Origin of the sequence: Micromonospora trifolii, from assembly GCF_050516465.1 — a bacterium.
Classification (GTDB): Bacteria; Actinomycetota; Actinomycetes; order Mycobacteriales; family Micromonosporaceae; genus Micromonospora; species Micromonospora trifolii.
On sequence record NZ_CP191526.1, the window covers coordinates 1,564,191 to 1,581,288 of the forward strand.

Here is a 17,098-nt window from a genome sequence, read left to right on the forward strand (position 1 = left end):
TCGGGGCACCACCCACACCTCAGCAGTAGTTCCGGATGGTGGAGTTGTACTTGGTGTCGCAGGTGCCGTCCCAGTGACCCCAGATATCGAGGTTGAGGTACTTGTCGGTGGTCCATGGCACGAGGTTCGACCAGTGACCCTGTGTCGAGTGGTGGATGCCGGCCGGGTAGTAGCCGTCCATCGTGTACGGGTTGAAGGTGTCGCGGCTACAGCCCTCCCACCGCCACCCGTTCGTCGTGCCCCAACCGGTGGTGTAGCCGCTGCAGATGCCATTCCAGTCGGACACCTTGTGGGTGACCTGGCTCCAGCACCAATTCAAGCTCTGGCTGTGCCCGCCGAGTTCGCCGCCCAGGCTCCAGGTGATGGTCCACTTGGTGCTCTGCTTGCAGCCCGAAAGCCACATCGGCGCCGCGACCTGCTCGACCTTGACGTCATAGGTGTAGTACTGCTGGGCGGTGCGCGGGTCGCACGTCACTGCGTCGGCCACGTCGCGGCTCAGCCTGCCCTCCTTCTCGAAGGCATTGATCTGCGCCCTGAACTGCGCGAACTGCTGGTCACCAGCCAGGTAGCAGTTGCCCTTCGGTGCCGCTGCCGCAGCAGGTGCCGCCGGTTGCGCGGCGAAGCCGAACACCGCCGCGACAGCCACGGCGAGCAGGCCACGAAGCATTCTCTTTCTGGTCCCCACCGGGGACTCCTTCCGTTGGAGGGTCAGTTCGGGTGGGTGTTCACGAGGACGCCGCGGTAGAAGACCTTGACGCCACCGGACTTGTACGAGGTGCCCAGCGAGCACTTGGCGGTGGAGCCCCGACGGTCGCCGGCCCAACGGGACGGGCCGGGGTAGTCGATGCTCCCGCTGGACTGGGCGGCGCACCGGACGTACCCCTCGTAGGTCCAGCCCGGGCCGTTGCCGTCACACCAGCCGCCGTACGCGTGCGGGTAGCACTGGCCGATCCAGCCCTGGTCCGCGTACGCGGCCGTGGCGCCGGCGGTGACCGACAGCGTGGCCGCCGCCACCACCGCCAGACATGCTCCTGCGAACCGTCGTCTCATGAGAACTCCCTCGGTGCTTCATTGGGCTCGTGCACTGGGTTCGTGCCACGACCACCGTGGGGTGCCGGCTGGTTGGCCGGTAGGTCATCGAGGGGTCGGACAAACAACGTCGGACAACTCCCGGGCGGCGGAGTCGTCTACGGCTGGCCCAAGTACGGTTGCGCGATGAGGCTCGAGTACCACTCGACCGCCGAAGGCGTCGACATCGCGAGTGCCCAGGCAGACCTTCGTCACCTCGCTGACCTGGTCGCAGGCGGAGGTGAATTGAGCCTCGAGTCGTCCGCCCACCCCCGGCACCTGCGGGGTGTCCGCGTTGACGAGGCGCAGGGCGGCGTCGCCATCGGTGTCGAGGAGAGCAGCTACCTCACCATCCGCGGTGGCGCGGAAGGCCGGTCGCTCCTCGCCGAGCTGCTACGCGACGTGGCGAACATGGATGACGGCGGTCACGTTCATCTGGAGTACGTCGAGGGCCACGAGTTCCTGGTGCCGGAGAACGTGCCGCTCATCGTCAACAGTCCGCACGGCGGGATGCCTCGCCGCTGACCAAGCGAGGCCACACCGGAACGCAGCACTAGCGACGTGCTACCCGCGCACGCGGTCCTGGTGTGGGCCGAGCTGGCTGATCTCGTACCCGTCGGGGTAGCTCTTGGCCTTGATCCCGTCGGCGAACAACGCGGTCGTCCGTGGCGCCCCGAACCACCGCTGCAACCGCGAGCGCGTCCGCAAGGCCAGGTGCAACCCCGCCCGGACCGGCCAGGCCGGTGTGTCGACCCGCGTTGCGCGCCGCAGCGGCGCGTCGTACAGGGCGCTGACCAGTGCGTTTCCCAGTGGCGCGAAGATCCGGGGGATCCGGGTGAGCATCAGCATGCGGGTGGCACGTTCGATGGCCGCGGCGTCGTCGTTGGGCTGAAGGTGAGCTGCGTCGTGCGCGTCGAACCAGGTCTCGAACTCGTCGTACGACCCGGGGATGTCGGTGATGCCCATCCGTCGGCCGAGTTCCCGGTAGAACAGGTACGTGGCGTGACGTTCGTGGCAGCAGGGTTGGCGCCAGCCGTACTCCTGCAACCAGCGGGTGGGGATCACGACCAGGCAGCCGAGGACATAGCGGAAGTCGTCGTTGCTGATGTCGTACGGGCGGTGGATCTGGTTGACGCGCCGCAACGCGTCGCGGCCCCGAGGCTGCTCGAAGCCGTTGAGCACCATCTCGTACATCAGCAGGCCGGTGTCGTCGATCCGCTTCTGGGTGCGTTCGGTCAGCTCGCCGGTGGCGGTGTGCACCGCGGCGATGGCGGGGATGGAGAACGACCGGTTGAAGGCGAGGTTGAGCCCGAGCTTCATGTCCCACGGAAACTCGTAGCGCAGCATGGTCTGGTAGATGTGCAGGTAGTCGCGCTCGGGGTCGAGAGCACGGGTACGGGTCAGGTTGTCGTAACGGCGTCTCATCGGCGGGCGTCTCCAGCGCTGTGATGGGGGGTGCCCGGGGCGGTGAGTTCTCGGGTCGCGGCGATCGTCTGCGCCACCACCGTCGAGCGGGCGTAGACCTCGGTGACGAGCGTCAGCCAGGCGACCTCACCGGCGTAGCCGCCGTCCGGGCGGTGTAGTTGGTCGGCCGGTTGCGGGGCCGTGGCTACCAGACCGGCGCCGTGGCGATGCAGGGCGCAGGCCAGGTGGGCGGCCTCAATGGACGCTTGCCGCTCGTCGTCGGTCAGCCCGGCCTGCTCGGCGAACTGTGCGGCCAGCGCTGTCACACCGATCTCCGTGTACGGGCGCAGCGCCAGGCGGCCGTCGCGGATCTCGGCCACCCGGCGGGTCAGCGCGTAGTCGGTGTCGCGGACGGCCGTGCGGCGTCGGCGCAGGGCGGGTTCGAGTTCGAGTTCGGGGAATGCCGCGACGAGGTCGCGCCAGAGTGGTTCGAGTCGTCGGTAGGAGTGGTAGTCCTCCCACCGTCGCGTGATCTTGAGGGTGGGCCCCCACGCCGGCATGGTGAGGCCGATCGTGATGAGCAGAGCGCCGATGGTCACCAGGACTGCGGCGATCTGTCGTTCCCCGGCCGGTTGGTAGCCGGCCCAGTAGCCGACGAGATACCCGATCTTGTTGGTGCTGTAGAGCAGCGCGAAGGCGGCGCCGACCGCGGTGATGCGCAGGCCACGGCGCAACCAGGGTCGCCCGCAGATCTTCGCGAAGCCCCAGCACAGCCGGGTGATGTCGTAGCAGTAGGCGAAGAAGCCGAGCAACAGGAAGATCAGCAGGTAGGCGGTGACGACGGGGTCCGTCGCGTACTCGACCGTCAGGAGCACCGGGTCGTCGTAGGTGAGGGTGTAGGCGAACAGGCCGACCATGACGAGGAACGCGCACGCGGTGACCCAGATCCACTTGCGGGCCCGGGCTTTGGCCGTCGCCGGCGGAAGCGCGAAGTGCAGGAGCATGATCTCGGCGTTCGCCGAGATGGTCAGCGCGCCGGCGTGGGCCATGACCTTGGCCAGGTTGGGTAGCCCCGACATCTGGTCGATCGCCGTCGCGATGGGTGGGATGGCGACCGTGATCCCGGCCGCGAAGGCGCCGAGACCGAAGCAGATCGCCCGGCGGGCGTGGCTGGGGTGCCGGCGCTGGAGTCGCACCATGTACCCGAGGGCGATCCAGCCGGCTGCGGCGCAGACGGCGTAGAGGACGGTGTCCATCGCGCCGCTACCAGTGGGGATGTTCGAGTGAGTGCCGCAGCCGGCCGTACAGCTCGACGTCCTGGTCGGTCAGCGGCGCGTCGTCCACGTCGCTGCTCCTGCCGCGGGCCCGCCGCAGGAGCAGGGAACCGATCATTTCGGCTTCGCGTTCCTCGGCTGCGGCGTAGTTGCTGCGGCCGAGACTGCGCTGGACCAGCTGCGGGTCGAGGTCCGGTAGCAGCAGCCGGGAGGCGTCCGCGTCCAGCACCTCGGTGGCCTGGTGGCCGGCGAGCAGGTGACCCAACTCGTGGCCGATGATCAGCATCTGGTGCAGCGGCGAGGTGTCCTGCTCGAAGAAGATGGCGTCGAAGTCGCCGGTCGGCACGCACATCCCGCACACGGTGTGTGCCGGCAGCTTGATCGGCACCAGGTGGATGGGCCGACCGCGCCGCTCGCCGAGGGCGTCGCAGAGCTTCTGGATGTCGAAGGGTTCGGGCACCTCAAGCTCGGCGACCATCTGCTCGCAGCGCCTACGTAGTCGGTGCAACTTCACGTCAGCGTTCTCCCGCTCGTCGGTGTACTGCCACCGAAGGATCTGCACGGCTAGCCGCGATCGGCCGGCGCGGAACTGGTCGTGCCAGTGCTGGCCGCCACGGCTCGCAATCGGGCCACCATCTGCTCGATGAGCTGCGTGTCCGTGGCGGAGAGCCCGTTGTCGGCGAGCACCTGGCGCAGCGCCACCTGCTTGACATCCATCTGGCGTAGCTCGTTGAGCAGCGTGAGCTGGTCCGCTGTTCGTCGTGCTGCCGCGTCGTCGACGAAGTAGCCCGAGTTGACCCCGAAGGCGGCGGCCAGGGCGCGGACGTGTGAAGTACGGGGATCGCTGGCCACACCGCGGCGCAACTCTCCGATGTAGGCGGCGCTGATCGTCACGCCCGTCTCGGCGGCCACCACGTTGATCTTGTCGGCGATCTCCCTGTTGGTGTACCTGCGCCCGGGCTCGTCGGAGTCGCTGAGCTCGTCGGGCGTCGGGCGGATCTTGTCGAACAGGTATTCCAGCCTCGCGGCCAGCGTGTCGAGGGGTGGCAGCTCCTGCTCTGCGTGCCAATCGTCAACCATGATCTTCACCCTCCAGCCGCTAAACGACAGTGTCGCAGATGTGCGGTGCGGCAAACAGATGTTGACACGTGCACGGAACGTGAGCGTATGCTCGCTCCTGTTTGGAGCAACGGGCGTTAAGCGTGATCTCAAGTGGCTCAACACCCGTTGCGCGCCGGATGAGCATGTGGTCCGGCCGACCGAACCCGGGGGGCCATCGGTGGGAGGGGTCAGCTCCGCGGGGAGCACAACGGGGGCTCCTCCCGCGGCATGGCTCGCGTGTTGGGCCGGTGGCGGCAGACCGCCCCCTGCCCGGCCGTCGCTTGTTGGTGGGGGGTCGCTGGGCCGCTCCGGCAGATGACGTTGTCTGCCAGCGGCCCAGCGACAGTGCCGGAAGGCGTCACCCCGGCAGGCTGACGGCGTCAGATTCTTCCCCGGTGCCCGGCCACCCGTCCAGGTGACGGTGGTCCGCCGGGCGCCGAGTAACCGGCGCGCCCGGGCGACCTGACGCGCGTTCCCGTCTACCAGCACGGGCTGCTCGGCGGCGCGAAGGATGGGCAGATCCGACAGCGAGTCGCTGTAGGCCACCCGCCACGGTGGCGCAACCCCCTGGGCGGCGAGCTGCGCCATCTTGGTCACCCCGCGGCGGGCGCGAGGAGTGCGAGCGCGGCGACGGCGAGCGGCAGCCGAGCGCCCGCGAAAGCAGTGCGTCGCAGGAACAGCCCGAGTGCGTCCCCGCGCAGCAGTACACCGTCAAAATCGCAGATCACGGTGCCTGGGCTCGACGCCCTCATCGATCTACCGACCCCGATGCCGCGGGCGGTTCGCCATCAGCCGAGTGTACGGGTGGCCGGGTGGGTTCAGGCCGGCTCGGCCGTGGTCGGTAGCACCGCGATCAGGTCGAGCACCTCGGCGGCGCGGGACGGGCCGAAGGCGTCGGTGAGGATGGCCGTGAACGCCTCGTCGCCGAGCCCGGCCCGCAGTTCGCGCAGCGCGTTGAGGTCGAGCGCCGCGTTCGTCGACCCGATCTGCCGGTCGATGCTCAGTGCCTCGACGATCAGCGGGATGCCCTCCGCCGGGTGGCCCTGCTCGACGCGCAGCTGCCCGAGCGCCACCTGGTCCAGTGCCACCTCCTCCCAGTTGCCCTGCTCGCGGTCGATCCGCAGGCAGGTCCGGTAGCACCGCTCGGCCAGGGCCCGGTCGCCGCGCAGGCCGGCGACCCGGCCGAGGTGGAAGGTGCTGTTGGAGACGCCCGACTGGTTTCCGAGCCGCTTCTTGATCGCGATGGAGCGGCGGTAGAACCCGTCCGCGCCGGCGAGATCCTCCTGCTCCTCGCAGGCCCGGCCGAGCTGGTGCAGGACGATGGCCTGATTGGGCTCGTGGCGCAGCGCGCGGTAGACCTCCAGCGCCTGCTCGTAGCGGGACCGGGCCTCGGCCAGTTGGCGGGTCTCCAGTGCCACCATGCCGAGGTCCTCGTGGCATTTGGCGACGCCTGCCCGGTAGCCGGCGGCGGCACAGATCGGCAACGCCCGCAGGAGGCACATCCGGGCGGTGCCGAACTCGCCCGCCTGGGCGGCGGCGATGGCGAGCAGGACGTATCCGCTGCCGAGCGGAGTGGGGTGGGAATCCGAAAACCGGAACCGAAGGTACGCCTCGACCCGCTCGGCCCGGTGCGCCGCCTGCGCCGGGTCGAGGTGCCGGGCCAGTAGGTCGGCGAAGGCCGGCGCGCCCAGTTCCAGGCGCTGCACGCCCAGCCATTCCAGGGCTGACGGGTACGGCGGTACGTCGTTCCCGCCGCTCACGTTCAGGGTGTGTGGCACCGCCTCGGCGGCGCGCCCGAGGACGGTCCGGACGTGGCCGAGCAGCTCGTCGCAGCGGCGCAGCAGCGGGTCCTCGCCGAGGGCCGCGACGATCGTCCGGGCGCGGGCGAAGCAGCTCTCGGCGAATTCGAGGTCGCCGAGGTCGCGGGAGAGGTGACCGAGCAGCAGCGTGCACTCCGCGATGCGGCCGTTGCTGCCGACCTCCTCGAAGATCTCCAGGGCGGCCCGGACCCGGGACTCGGCAGTGTCGTACGCGAAGCGGGCGAGGGCGATCCGCCCGAGCATCACCAGTCCGCTGCCCTGCTCGACCCGGACGCCCATCCGCGCGTAGGTGGCGATGGCCACCCGGATGCACTGCTCCGCCTTCACGAGGTCCCGGGCTTCGAAGGCGAGCATGCCGATCTGGTGGTGGCTCGCCGCGATCCCGTCCAGGTCGTCGAGGTCCCGGGCGATCGCCAGCTCCTCCAGGTAACGCGACATGGCCAGCTCGGCGTCGCCGTTGCCGCGGGCGATGCCGGCGAGCTGGTGCAGGGTCCGGGAGACCGCCGAGCGGTCGTCGAGCCGGCTCAGGATCGTCAACGCCTCCTGGAACAGCCGGTCCGCGGTCGCCCGGTCACCCCGGTTGTCGGCGACCAGGCCCAACTGGTGCAGGAGTTTGCCGACCCCGCTGTCGTCGCCGAGATCCCGGTAGACGGCCAGCGCCGCCTCGTAGCGCCGCGTCGCCTGCGGGTACTCGCCCCGGCTGAGGTGCACGTCGCCGAGTCCCTTGAGGAAGCTCGCCGAGCGCGCCGAGCCCGGGGGCACCATCGGCAGCAGTTCCCGCCAGATCTTCTCCTCCCAGGCCCAGTGCCCGGCCGCGTGCAACTCCTGGCAGGCCAGCTCGGAGTAGGTGACGACGTCGTCGGTGTCACCAGCGGCCAGGTGGTGGTACCGCGCCTCGACCGCCCGGCGGATGAAGTCGTGCTGGTCGGTGCTGGACCGGGCCCGCCAGCCCCAGTAACGACCCGCCCGGCGATGCGCGTCCACCACCGCGTCGCGGCCAGCGATCCGCAGCACACTCGCCGCTGTCCACCGGTGCACCAGGTGGCCTCCGGTCACCGGGGCGAGCAGCCCCAGTTGGGACAGCGTCTCGACCGACTCGTCCAGCCCCGTGGGCTCCGGTGGTGGGTCGCCGCCGTCCGCCGGATCGGCGAGCTGCCAGGCGAGGCCGTTCCGGTCTACCGGGGTGCGGTACACCGCCGCGCCGAGCAGCAACCGACGGGCCGCCGGGACGGCCTCCAGGCGGGCGAGCAGCCGGGGCAGCAGCACATCCTCGGCGGCCAGCGCGCCGGCCTCGGCCAGCGGCGTGCCGACCTCCGCCGGCCCGGCGTCCCGGCCACCGCCGGCTGCGGCCAGCCGGCTGGCAACCTCGTCGGATCGGGTGCTGCCACCGCGCAGCAGGCCGTCGAGGTATTCCAGCGCGCGCGGGTGGCCACCCAGCCGGTGCCACATCCGTTGCTGTTCCGTCGGCGTCAGCTGGCCGACGCCCGGCAGTCGCCAGAGCAGCTTGCGGGTCTCCTGCCAGGTGAGCGGACCGAGGTGACAGGTTTCGAGACCGGCGACCGCGAAGGGGTGCCGGCTGGTCACGACCAGCTCGTGGCGGGACGCCCAGGCGGCGAGGAACGCGGCCAGGTCCGTGTCGGCCAACCGGTGCTCGGCGTCCAGGGCGTCCTCGGCGTTGTCGAGGACGAGCAGCAGCGGCGGGCCGCCGGTGCCGATCGCGTCCAGCCGTCGCCGCCAGTCCTGGCCCGGCTCGGCGAGGGCGACGAGCCATCGCCGCAGCGGGTCGTCCGGGGCCGCCCCCGCGCATCGGCCCTCCACCTGGCGGCGCAGCTCGTCGAGGATCCCGTCGACGGTGGCGTCGCCGTGGGTCGCCACGACGGTGCCGCCCGCGTCGCGGAACCGCTGCCCGAGTTCCGCGGCGAGGCTCGTCTTGCCGATCCCGCCGATGCCGTGGACGAGCACCCGTAGCTTTCCCCGGGACAGCCGGCGCAGGATCTCCCGGCGGCCCACGAAGTCCGTGGGTGCGCGGACCACGCCTTCCCTGACGAGCGACTGGCCGGGCGGCGCGGCGACGGCAGCGCCGTCGCGTCCGCCGGCCAGTCGAAGCCCGGGGTCGGCCACGAACAGCGTGGGCATCCACCACTCGGCGGCGGTCGGGGCCAGCTCGCGGCGTACGGCGGAAACCTCCGCCAGCAGCTCCGGCTCGCCGCGGGCGGCCAACCGCTCGTAGAGCCGAGCGCAGAACTCGATGGTGTATTCGTCGCTGACCGTTCCGTTCATCGCCAGCACCGACGGCGCACCGTGGGCCAGCAGCGCGCCGGCCAGACCGGGCAGCTCCCGTTGATCCTGCCGGGCCGTGGAGCAGCCGGCCAGCACTATCAACGGCACGGTCCGGCCCGGCGGCAGCACCTCGGCCAGGAACCGCGCGGCGTCCACGCGATCCTCCGTGCCGGTGGGGGTCTCCAGCAGCAGCGCGCCGGGGCGCGCGTGGCTGGAGACGTGCAGGACGTGGAACGGCTCCTCGGCGAGGGCGGCCCGGATCGCGGCGGCGCTGCCCCACTCCAGGACGCGCACCCGCACCCCGTGCCGGTGACCGGGTTCCACCGCGCCGAGGATCCGCCCGAGTTCCCGCTCGTGGTCCAGCAGTGGCTGGGTGGAGTCGTCCGGGCTCGCGATCGCCGCGAGCATCCGCAGCGGGCCGTCCACCCGGACCGTGGGTGCCGGTGCGTCGGGACCGGTCCGGCAGACGTCGATGTCGGGGTGCAGCGCCAGCGGCAGCTCCTCGCCGGGCAGCACCAGGGTCTCCCAGGGCAGGTCGGCCAGGGCCGGGTCGACGACCTCGATGCCGAGCCGGTGGCGGCCGGGCCGGGCCAGCTCAGCGCGCAGGGCCGGGCCGGGGGCGGCGAGGAAGCGGCGGCCGAGCGCGACGCCCACCTCGTACGACAGCTCCACCGAGGGGCCGCCGCGCAGCCTCCAGAGCAGGTCGGCGGTGCGTTGATCGGCCGGGCCCACCGGGTGCCGGCGCCGGTCGCCCCGAACAGCCAGGACCACGTCGGTCGCGCTGACGGTCAACCGGATCACAGACGCCCCCTGCGGTCGCCCGGCGGACGACCCGACGCCGGGGCGGATTGCCGGACTGACCGATACTGTATCCATGGCTGACGATCCTGAGGAGCTTGCGCAAGTCAACGCCGTGCGGATCAACGACAGCGGCGAGCTGGAGTTCTTCGACGGCCAGCGCTGGGTGCCGTACACCGATCTGCCCGACGACGAGCACGGCCCGCTGGGTGTCGTCTTCCGCGACGACCACCGATGATCGGGGAGTCGCCGACGAGCGGCGCGGGGCTGGACGCGCTGCCGTCCCCGTTGGACTCGGTCGCGGACAGCCGGGCCGCGGCACGGTGGATCATCTCCTCGGCCGGCGCGGTGGGCGCGCTGCTGCTCGGCGGTGGCCCGCTGATCGCCGCCGGCAAGGTCACCGACTGGGTTCACGCGGCGTGGGCGGGCGGCGGTCTGCTGGTGACGCTGCTCGGCGTGGCCTGGGCGATCTGGCGAACCAGCGAGGTGCTCGTCCCGCCGATGACCACGCCGGCGTCGCTCAGAGGGCCGGAGCTGCGCGGCCTGCGCGAGCGGCTGGAGGCCGAGCCCTGGTACCACTTCGGCGGGTACGCCGGTGACGTCGACGGTCTGCTGCGGCATCGCCGGATCGCCGCAGAGATCACCGGCCGCCTGTCGACGGCCCCTCCACAGGAGCGGGCCGCCCTCCGGGCGGGGCTCGCCACCGCGCATCGCAACATCGCCCGGACCGACCCGTACCTGCGCTGGCTGCTCGCCACCGCGCACGCCTGGCAGGTCCGGGAGGCGTTGCGCCGGGCCCGCCGGCAGACCTTCCTGGCCGCCGCGCTGGTGGTGGTCGGGGCAGTGGTGTTCATCGCCGCGACGGCTGGATAGCGCGCCGCCACGTCGGGTTACGACGGAAGCGGCGCGCCATCCAGCCGTCGGTCAGTACGGATATCCGGGGATGTTGAGTCGCACGCTGTAGAGCCCGGAGTCGCCCCACCGACCCGACGTGACGAAGAGGGTCTGCCGGTCGGGGCCGCCGAACGCCACATTGGTCGTGCCGGAGCTGCCGGACCGGATCGTGCCGAGCTGGGTGCCCGTGGGGGAGTAGACGTGGACCAGGGAATCCCCGCCCGAGGTCCAGTACACGTTGCCGGCGCAGTCGATCGTGCCGCCGTCCGGGCCGCCGATGTAGTTCACGAAGACACTGCGGGCGCCGATGCTGCCGTCGGGCTGGACCGCGTACTTGTAGATCTTGTTCTCGGAGTAGGCGCCCACGTACAGCGCGGACCCGTCCGGCGAGAGCGAGATGCCGTTGGGCTGGCGCAACCGGTCGTCGACCAGCGACACCTGCCCGTTGGAGACGCGGAAGACGCTGGTACGCCCGCTCATCTGGTCCGGGCGGTTGCCGCGCTGGAAGTTGGGGTCGGTGAAGTAGACGACGCCGTCGGATCGGACCGCGACGTCGTTCGGCGAATTGAACGCCCGGCCCTGGTAGTTCGCCGCGATGGTGCTGCGGGCCCGGTCGCTCAGCCGGTACGCGGACACGCTCCGCTGGTCGTGGGTGGCCGCGACGAGCTGCTGGCCGTCGGCGCTGAGTGCCAGGCCGTTGCTGCCGGCGTCGGCGATGAACGTGTCGAAGGTCGCCGGCGGGGTGAACCGGCGGATCGTCGACGGCTGGACGTTGTACGGCCCGGTGCCGGCGGCCATGTCGGACAGCAGCAGGTAGCCGCCGTCGGCGACCCAGACCGGCCCCTCGAGGAACGTGAACCCACCCTGGATTCGCGGGGCCGTCACGGTGCTGGCCGGCAGCGGTGAGCCGTAACTGGCCCCCGTCGGGCAGGCCCCGGGCGGTGCGCCGGGCGGACCGGCGAGCGCGGCGTGAGCGCTAACAGGCGCAGCGTCGGCGGCAGCACCGGCGGGCAATGGGGTGGCGCTGACCGCCAGGCACAGGCCGGCCAGTGCGGCAATGGTTGGACGCCAGGTCATCGAATACTCCAATCGGCGTCGAGGGTTGCGATGGCCGGCGTGCGAGGTCGGTGGCTGGCACGGCGTGAGGGCGGGCCGTCGGTGTGGGCATTCGGGAGCCTAGGTTATGAACTGGCGGCCCGCAGCAATCTTTCGCCGTTGATTCCGAAACGGATCCGGGCTCACACACAAAGACGCTGGTCAATGCCAAAGAGCGTCGGAAAATCCTTCCGGTACGACCACAGTGGACAGAGCAGCGGTGGCCCGGGTCGCCGGGCCGGACGCGGGGAATAGGCTCGGGTCATGACTGGCCTGCTCAGTGGTGCCCCAACCGCCGTCAACCCCCTCCGCCAGCTCACCATCGACCAGCTCCGGCAGCGGACCAGCCTCAAGTGGCGGGAGTACCCCGACGACGTGCTGCCGCTCTGGGTGGCCGAGATGGACGTGCCGCTGGCCGAGCCGGTCGCACGGGCGATCACCGACGCCGTCGCGCGCGGCGACACCGGCTACACCGCCGGCACGGCGTACCCGCAGGCAGTGGCCGAGTTCGCTGCGCGGCGGTGGGGTTGGGACGGGCTGGCCGTGGAGCGCACCGCGCTGGTGCCCGACGTCATGCACGGCGTCGTCGAGGCGCTGCGACTGGTCACCGAGCCGGGGGACGCGGTGATCGTCAACTGCCCGGTCTACCCGCCGTTCTACGAGTCCGTGGCGCACGCCGACCGCCGGATCGTGGAGGCGCCGCTCGGCGAGGACCTGCGAATCGACCTCGGCACGGTGGAGGATGCGTTCCGGCGGGCTCGCGCCGACGGACGGCCGGCGGCGTACCTGCTCTGCAACCCGCACAACCCGACCGGTGTCGTGCACAGCGCGGCCGAGTTGACCGCCGTCGCCGGTCTGGCCCAGCGGCACGGGGTACGGGTGGTCGCCGACGAGATCCACGCTCCGGTGGTGGCTGCGGAAGCGCGGTTCGTGCCGTACCTCTCGGTGCCCGGCGCGGAGAACGGCCTGTCGCTGATGTCCGCCTCCAAGGGGTGGAACCTGGCCGGCCTGCGCGGTGGGCTCCTCGTCGCCGGCCCGGCCGCCGCCGAGGACCTCGCCCGCGTCCCGTTCGGGGTCAGCGTCAGCACCAGCCACCTCGGCGTGATCGCCCACACCGCCGCCTTCCGCGACGGCGGCGAGTGGCTCGACGCGGTGTTGACCGGCCTGGACGACAACCGTCGGCTCCTAGCCGCGCTGCTCGCCGAGCACCTGCCGGCCATCCGCTACCAGCCCGGTCAGGCCACCTATCTGGCCTGGCTGGACTGCCGCGCTCTGGGCCTCGGCGACGACCCGGCCACAGTGTTCCTCGACCGTGGCCGGGTGGCGCTCAACTCCGGACTGGCGTTCGGCACCGGCGGCGTCGGGCACGTCCGATTGAACCTGGCCACCGCGCCGGAGCTCATCACCGAGGCGGTACGCCGGATGACCAGCGCCGTCGGCTGAGACCGGCACGGGTGTCGGTCGGTGGCTCTACGGTGTGCCCGTGAACGCCGTCCAGACGTACCGATATCTCCAGCCGTCCACTCTGCGTGCCGCCGGTCTCGACCTCCAGACCAGCGGCGGCCCGGCGGCCAATCCGCGCTTCTTCTCCGGGTTTCTCACCACCCCGGCGTCCGCGGCGGCCGGGCTGCTCGCCGTGGCCGAGGTGGCCCGCACCCGTTACCACCAGCCGGTCAGCCCGGCGAGCCTCGATCCGGTGGTGACCGGCAGCCGGGAGCGGCTGCGCTTCGAGTCCTTTTCCGGCTGTTGCGGGGTGTACGCCCGCATGGACGTGGTCCCGGCCGGCTTCGACGGGGAGATCGCCGGGCACGGCACCACAAACGTCGACGTCAACCCGCCGCTGCGCGAAGCCCTCGCCCGGGTGGGTGGGATCGAGCCACTGCACCTGGCCGTCGGCCCGGACGACCTCACCGTCTCCACCATGGAAGGTGCGGTGGTGGAACGGAAGGTCCCGCTGCCGGGGCGTTGGATGCGCGGTTTCGCCGAGGTGCACGTGCTCACCGCCGGGTTCGAGCCCCGCGCTGAGGTGCCGGCCGCCGAGGCCACGGCGTTCCTGCGCCGGCTGCCCGGGAGCAGCGACCGCTCGGTGCTCTGGGCGGTGCCGGCCGGTCGTACCCTCCGGCTGACCTCGCGCCCGACGCCGGGGGCGGTCTGTCTGGCCGGTGCGGGGCGGCTCGCTGCGCTGCGCGGGCTGCTCCGGCACGCCCGCACCCTGCGGGTGTACGGGCCGGCGGTGCGCGCCGGCTCACCGGCCGTGCCGAGCACGTGGGAACTGGACACCGGGTCGCTGCGGCTGTCGCTGACCCTCTCGCCCGAGCCGTACCGGGGCTTCTCCGGCGAGGGGGCGGCGTTGCTCGCGCTCGCCGGTGACGAGGTGATCGACGACGCGGAGCTGGTCGGTGCCCTGCTCTCCTGGGATCCGACCATCGACGTCGCCGCGCTGGCCGACGCGACCGGCCTGTCCGACGACCGGGTTCGCGCGGCCCTGGCCCAGCTCGGCACCGCCGGGCGGGTCGGCTACGACGTTGCTGACGCCGGGTACTTCCACCGGGTCATGCCGCACGACGCCGGTCGGGCCGAGCGGGACAACCCCCGGCTGGTCGGCGCGCGCACGCTGGTCGAGCAGGGCGCGGTCCGCCGGGACGGCGATCACGCCACGGTACGCAGCGACGACGACGAGTACCGCGTTCGCCGGCTCCCCGACGGGAACCTCACCTGCACCTGTCGGTGGTGGGCGAAGTACCGGGGGCAGCGCGGCCCGTGCAAGCATGCCCTCGCGGTGTCCATGCTCGCGGAGGTGACGGTGTGACGGACTTCTTCAGGGCACTGGGCCGCGGTGATGTGACGACCGTCGGGGCGATGCTGCACACCCTGGACGATCCGGCTCGACGGGCGCTCGGTGACGAACTGACCGCCCACGTCCGTCGGCGGGACGAGGTGTGGTGGGGGAGCACGGCGACCGCGCTGGCGGTGGCCGCAGTGGGCACGCTGAGCACCGCGACGAAGACCGCGGCCCTGCTCGGTCGTCGGTCGATCATGTTGGCGGATGCCGACCCCGAGCCGGTGGTCGCCGCAGCACGACAGCGGGGCGTGCCCTGGCTGGCCGACCTGGCGTACCGGCTGGCCGAGCGGCTGCCCCGCAGTCGAGCGTGGGACGGTTGGCACTTCATCGCGGAGCTTCTGCTGGCGGAGAAGGTGCCGCCGCCGAGCGGGGACGCGTTCGTCGTCGGCTGGGCGCAGTCGATGTGGTGGCAACGGTCATCCGGCGGGCTCCGCCAGGGGCCGCTGCTCGACCGACTGCGCGCCGACCCGTTCCTGGACGTGCTGTTGCCGCGCCTGTTCGAGGTCGACGGGGTCGGTGTCGACCTGGGGTTCAGCGGCGCCGGGCAGCCGGTGCCCGCGACGTTGGCCGCGCTGGCGGCGGAGGGGCGGCTCGACCGGGCCATGCTGGTGGACGGGGTGCTCGGCCGGCTGCTGCGCGGCGACCGGCCGGGCGCGCTGCGTCCGTTCCTCGCCCTGCACGAAGAGCTCCGACCCGGCCCGGACGAGGTGGCCGCGCGGGCAAGCGGGTACCTGCGGTTGCTCGCCGACGGGCCCGGGCCGGTGGCCGGCGTCGCGCAGCGAGCGCTACGCGACACGGGCCGGCCGGTGGAGTTCGAGTCGTTGCTGGACACCTCTCGGGTCGTGCTGGGTCGGCCGGAGAAGGCGCTGGTGCGGGCGCAACTGTCCTGGCTGGACCGGTTGGCCCGGCAGAACCCCGAGCGGGCGGCCGACATCGCCGAGGTCCTCGCCTCGGGCGCCGAACACCCGGCCGCCGACCTGCGCGACCGCGCGACGGCGTTGGCGCAGCGGTACGGCCATCGACCGGTCGCCACGGTCACCGTGAAGGTGGCCGGCGACGAGCTGCCCCCGCCGGTGTCGCCCGCGCTCGCCGCGCCGCCGATCACCGACGTGGACGAGCTGGTCGAGGAGGTCTTCGGGCTGCTCACCCCGCGCTGGCCCGCGGCGACTCTGGAGCGGGTCCTCGACGGGCTGGTCCGGTTGACCACCACCGATCGGGACCGGCTGGCCACCGCCCTGCTGCCGGTGCTGCGGCGGGGCCAGGTGGGTTCCTGGGACCACATGTGGTCCCAGTTCAACGTGACGGTCCAACTCAACGGCGTCCTGCTGGCCGCCGCCGCGCCGCCCGAGGCGGCCAGCCGCCGCGACCAGTGGTCCAGCGTCCTCAGCCAGTTACTGACCCGGACGTTGCGCCCGTTCCGCGGCCGGTCGGCCGTCGACCCGCCCCACCAGTCCCCGCTCACGCTGGTCTACAGCGCCCGGCTCGCGGAGATCGGCCAGCGCCTGGACGGGCGGGACGACCCCGGGCTGCTGGCCGCCCCGACCTGCGCCACCGGGGCCCTCGAACCCGCCGCGGTCTACGAACGGTTGGCCGCCCTCGGTGACCGCCCGGTGTGGCGATGGGATCTCACCCAGGCCCTGCTGCGACTGCCCGTCGGCGTGGACGAGGCGCTGGCGAGCCGGGCCGCCGCGCTCGGCACCCCCGCCGGTGACGAACTGGCCGGCTGGCTGCGCGGCGACGCCCTACCGGCAACGGTTCACCAGGTGGTCACTGTCGCTCGGCGCGAGCGCAGACACACCTACGACTTCGGCTACGACCAACTACCCGTGCGGCGCACCCTCGTCACCACAGCCCCGCCCGAAGGCGCGGCGGATCCGCTCGGGCTACTCACCGTCCGCGCGCAACCGATCGGACGAGGGCCGGGCGACTCGAGCAACCTGTGGCCGGCGCTGCTACCGGGGCACCGGGGGCTGGTCGCGGCCCACCTGCTGCCCGAGTTCGCCAGCGCGGCACAGCAGGACGCCCAGGATGCCGCCACGATCCTGCCGGTACTCGCCGAGTGCGCCGGATCGGGCGGTCCGGCGCTCGACCTGGCGCTGGCCTACGGGCTGTGCGCCCGGCACGAGGTGGACCGGGTGGCCGCCCTCGACGCCCTGCTGATGCTGGCGGCCGCGGGTGACCTCGATCCGCCGGGCGTCGGCGGCCAGTTGGGCGCGCTGGCGGCCGACGGCCAGGTGACGCCGACCCGGGTGGTCACACCACTTCGCGACGCGATCGCCGCCGGGGCCCGGCTGAGCGTATGGCGATTGCTCGCCGCCGCGCTGCCACCGATGCTGGCGGCACCCGCCCCGCCTCGCGGCACGCCCGACCTGCTGGCCCTGGGAGCCGAGACGGCCAGGGCCACAGGTGTGCGCATCGAGGTGCCGGGGCTGGCGGACGTGGTGGCCCGCGGCGGCACGAGTCGGTTGGCGACCGAAGCTCGCCGACTCGCTACCGCACTGGCCGCCTGACCCGCTGATCCG

At 72.1% G+C, this 17,098-nt stretch carries 14 protein-coding genes; 6 read left to right on the forward strand and 8 right to left on the reverse strand.

Annotation, left to right across the window (positions count from 1 at the left end):
- Positions 1-19: 19 nt before the first annotated feature.
- Complete coding sequence (locus tag ACQRWP_RS07125) at positions 20-685, reverse strand: hypothetical protein (protein WP_430501348.1); 666 nt, start codon at positions 683-685, stop codon at positions 20-22.
- 23 nt (positions 686-708) lie between these two features.
- On the reverse strand, positions 709-1,050 hold the full coding sequence (locus tag ACQRWP_RS07130) for a hypothetical protein (RefSeq protein ID WP_430501349.1): 342 nt from the start codon (positions 1,048-1,050) through the stop codon (positions 709-711).
- Positions 1,051-1,215: 165 nt separating this feature from the next.
- On the opposite strand from ACQRWP_RS07130, the gene ACQRWP_RS07135 reads away from it, so the two are divergent.
- A complete protein-coding gene (locus ACQRWP_RS07135) occupies positions 1,216-1,593 on the forward strand; it encodes an Imm32 family immunity protein (protein ID WP_430501350.1) in 378 nt (125 codons plus the stop codon).
- Positions 1,594-1,632: 39 nt separating this feature from the next.
- Here the strand turns inward: ACQRWP_RS07135 and ACQRWP_RS07140 are convergent, their stop codons facing one another.
- From ACQRWP_RS07140 to ACQRWP_RS07160, 5 genes are all read right to left on the reverse strand, one after another.
- Positions 1,633-2,493, reverse strand: coding sequence for an oxygenase MpaB family protein (locus ACQRWP_RS07140; protein WP_430501351.1), 861 nt, complete (start codon positions 2,491-2,493; stop codon positions 1,633-1,635).
- Positions 2,490-3,728: an MAB_1171c family putative transporter gene (locus ACQRWP_RS07145; RefSeq protein ID WP_430501352.1), complete on the reverse strand. Its 1,239-nt coding sequence runs from the start codon at positions 3,726-3,728 to the stop codon at positions 2,490-2,492. The genes ACQRWP_RS07140 and ACQRWP_RS07145 overlap by 4 nt, the downstream gene beginning before the upstream one ends.
- Before the next feature lie 7 nt (positions 3,729-3,735).
- Entirely contained in the window at positions 3,736-4,308 is a 573-nt protein-coding gene (locus ACQRWP_RS07150; RefSeq protein ID WP_430501353.1) for a hypothetical protein, read from the reverse strand.
- 2 nt (positions 4,309-4,310) lie between these two features.
- Positions 4,311-4,826: a hypothetical protein gene (locus ACQRWP_RS07155; protein ID WP_430501354.1), complete on the reverse strand. Its 516-nt coding sequence runs from the start codon at positions 4,824-4,826 to the stop codon at positions 4,311-4,313.
- Between the two features lie 839 nt (positions 4,827-5,665).
- A complete protein-coding gene (locus ACQRWP_RS07160; RefSeq protein WP_430501355.1) occupies positions 5,666-9,748 on the reverse strand; it encodes a tetratricopeptide repeat protein in 4,083 nt (1,360 codons plus the stop codon).
- Positions 9,749-9,821: 73 nt separating this feature from the next.
- Here ACQRWP_RS07160 and ACQRWP_RS07165 point away from each other — a divergent pair, with 73 nt between their 5' ends.
- Both ACQRWP_RS07165 and ACQRWP_RS07170 read left to right on the forward strand, forming a co-directional pair.
- Complete coding sequence (locus tag ACQRWP_RS07165) at positions 9,822-9,983, forward strand: hypothetical protein (protein ID WP_354947746.1); 162 nt, start codon at positions 9,822-9,824, stop codon at positions 9,981-9,983.
- A complete protein-coding gene (locus ACQRWP_RS07170) occupies positions 9,980-10,618 on the forward strand; it encodes a hypothetical protein (protein WP_430501356.1) in 639 nt (212 codons plus the stop codon). The genes ACQRWP_RS07165 and ACQRWP_RS07170 overlap by 4 nt, the downstream gene beginning before the upstream one ends.
- Before the next feature lie 51 nt (positions 10,619-10,669).
- On the opposite strand, the gene ACQRWP_RS07175 is transcribed toward ACQRWP_RS07170, so the two are convergent.
- Entirely contained in the window at positions 10,670-11,716 is a 1,047-nt protein-coding gene (locus tag ACQRWP_RS07175) for an SMP-30/gluconolactonase/LRE family protein (protein ID WP_430501357.1), read from the reverse strand.
- Between the two features lie 282 nt (positions 11,717-11,998).
- On the opposite strand from ACQRWP_RS07175, the gene ACQRWP_RS07180 reads away from it, so the two are divergent.
- Genes ACQRWP_RS07180 through ACQRWP_RS07190 form a run of 3 tightly spaced genes read left to right on the forward strand, consistent with a single transcriptional unit; the run spans position 11,999 to position 17,086 of the window.
- Positions 11,999-13,177, forward strand: a complete 1,179-nt coding sequence (locus ACQRWP_RS07180; RefSeq protein ID WP_430501358.1) for a MalY/PatB family protein — start codon at positions 11,999-12,001, stop codon at positions 13,175-13,177.
- Positions 13,178-13,217: 40 nt separating this feature from the next.
- Entirely contained in the window at positions 13,218-14,543 is a 1,326-nt protein-coding gene (locus ACQRWP_RS07185; RefSeq protein WP_430501359.1) for an SWIM zinc finger family protein, read from the forward strand.
- Entirely contained in the window at positions 14,540-17,086 is a 2,547-nt protein-coding gene (locus ACQRWP_RS07190; protein WP_430501360.1) for a hypothetical protein, read from the forward strand. The genes ACQRWP_RS07185 and ACQRWP_RS07190 overlap by 4 nt, the downstream gene beginning before the upstream one ends.
- The last annotated feature ends 12 nt before the right edge of the window (positions 17,087-17,098 follow it).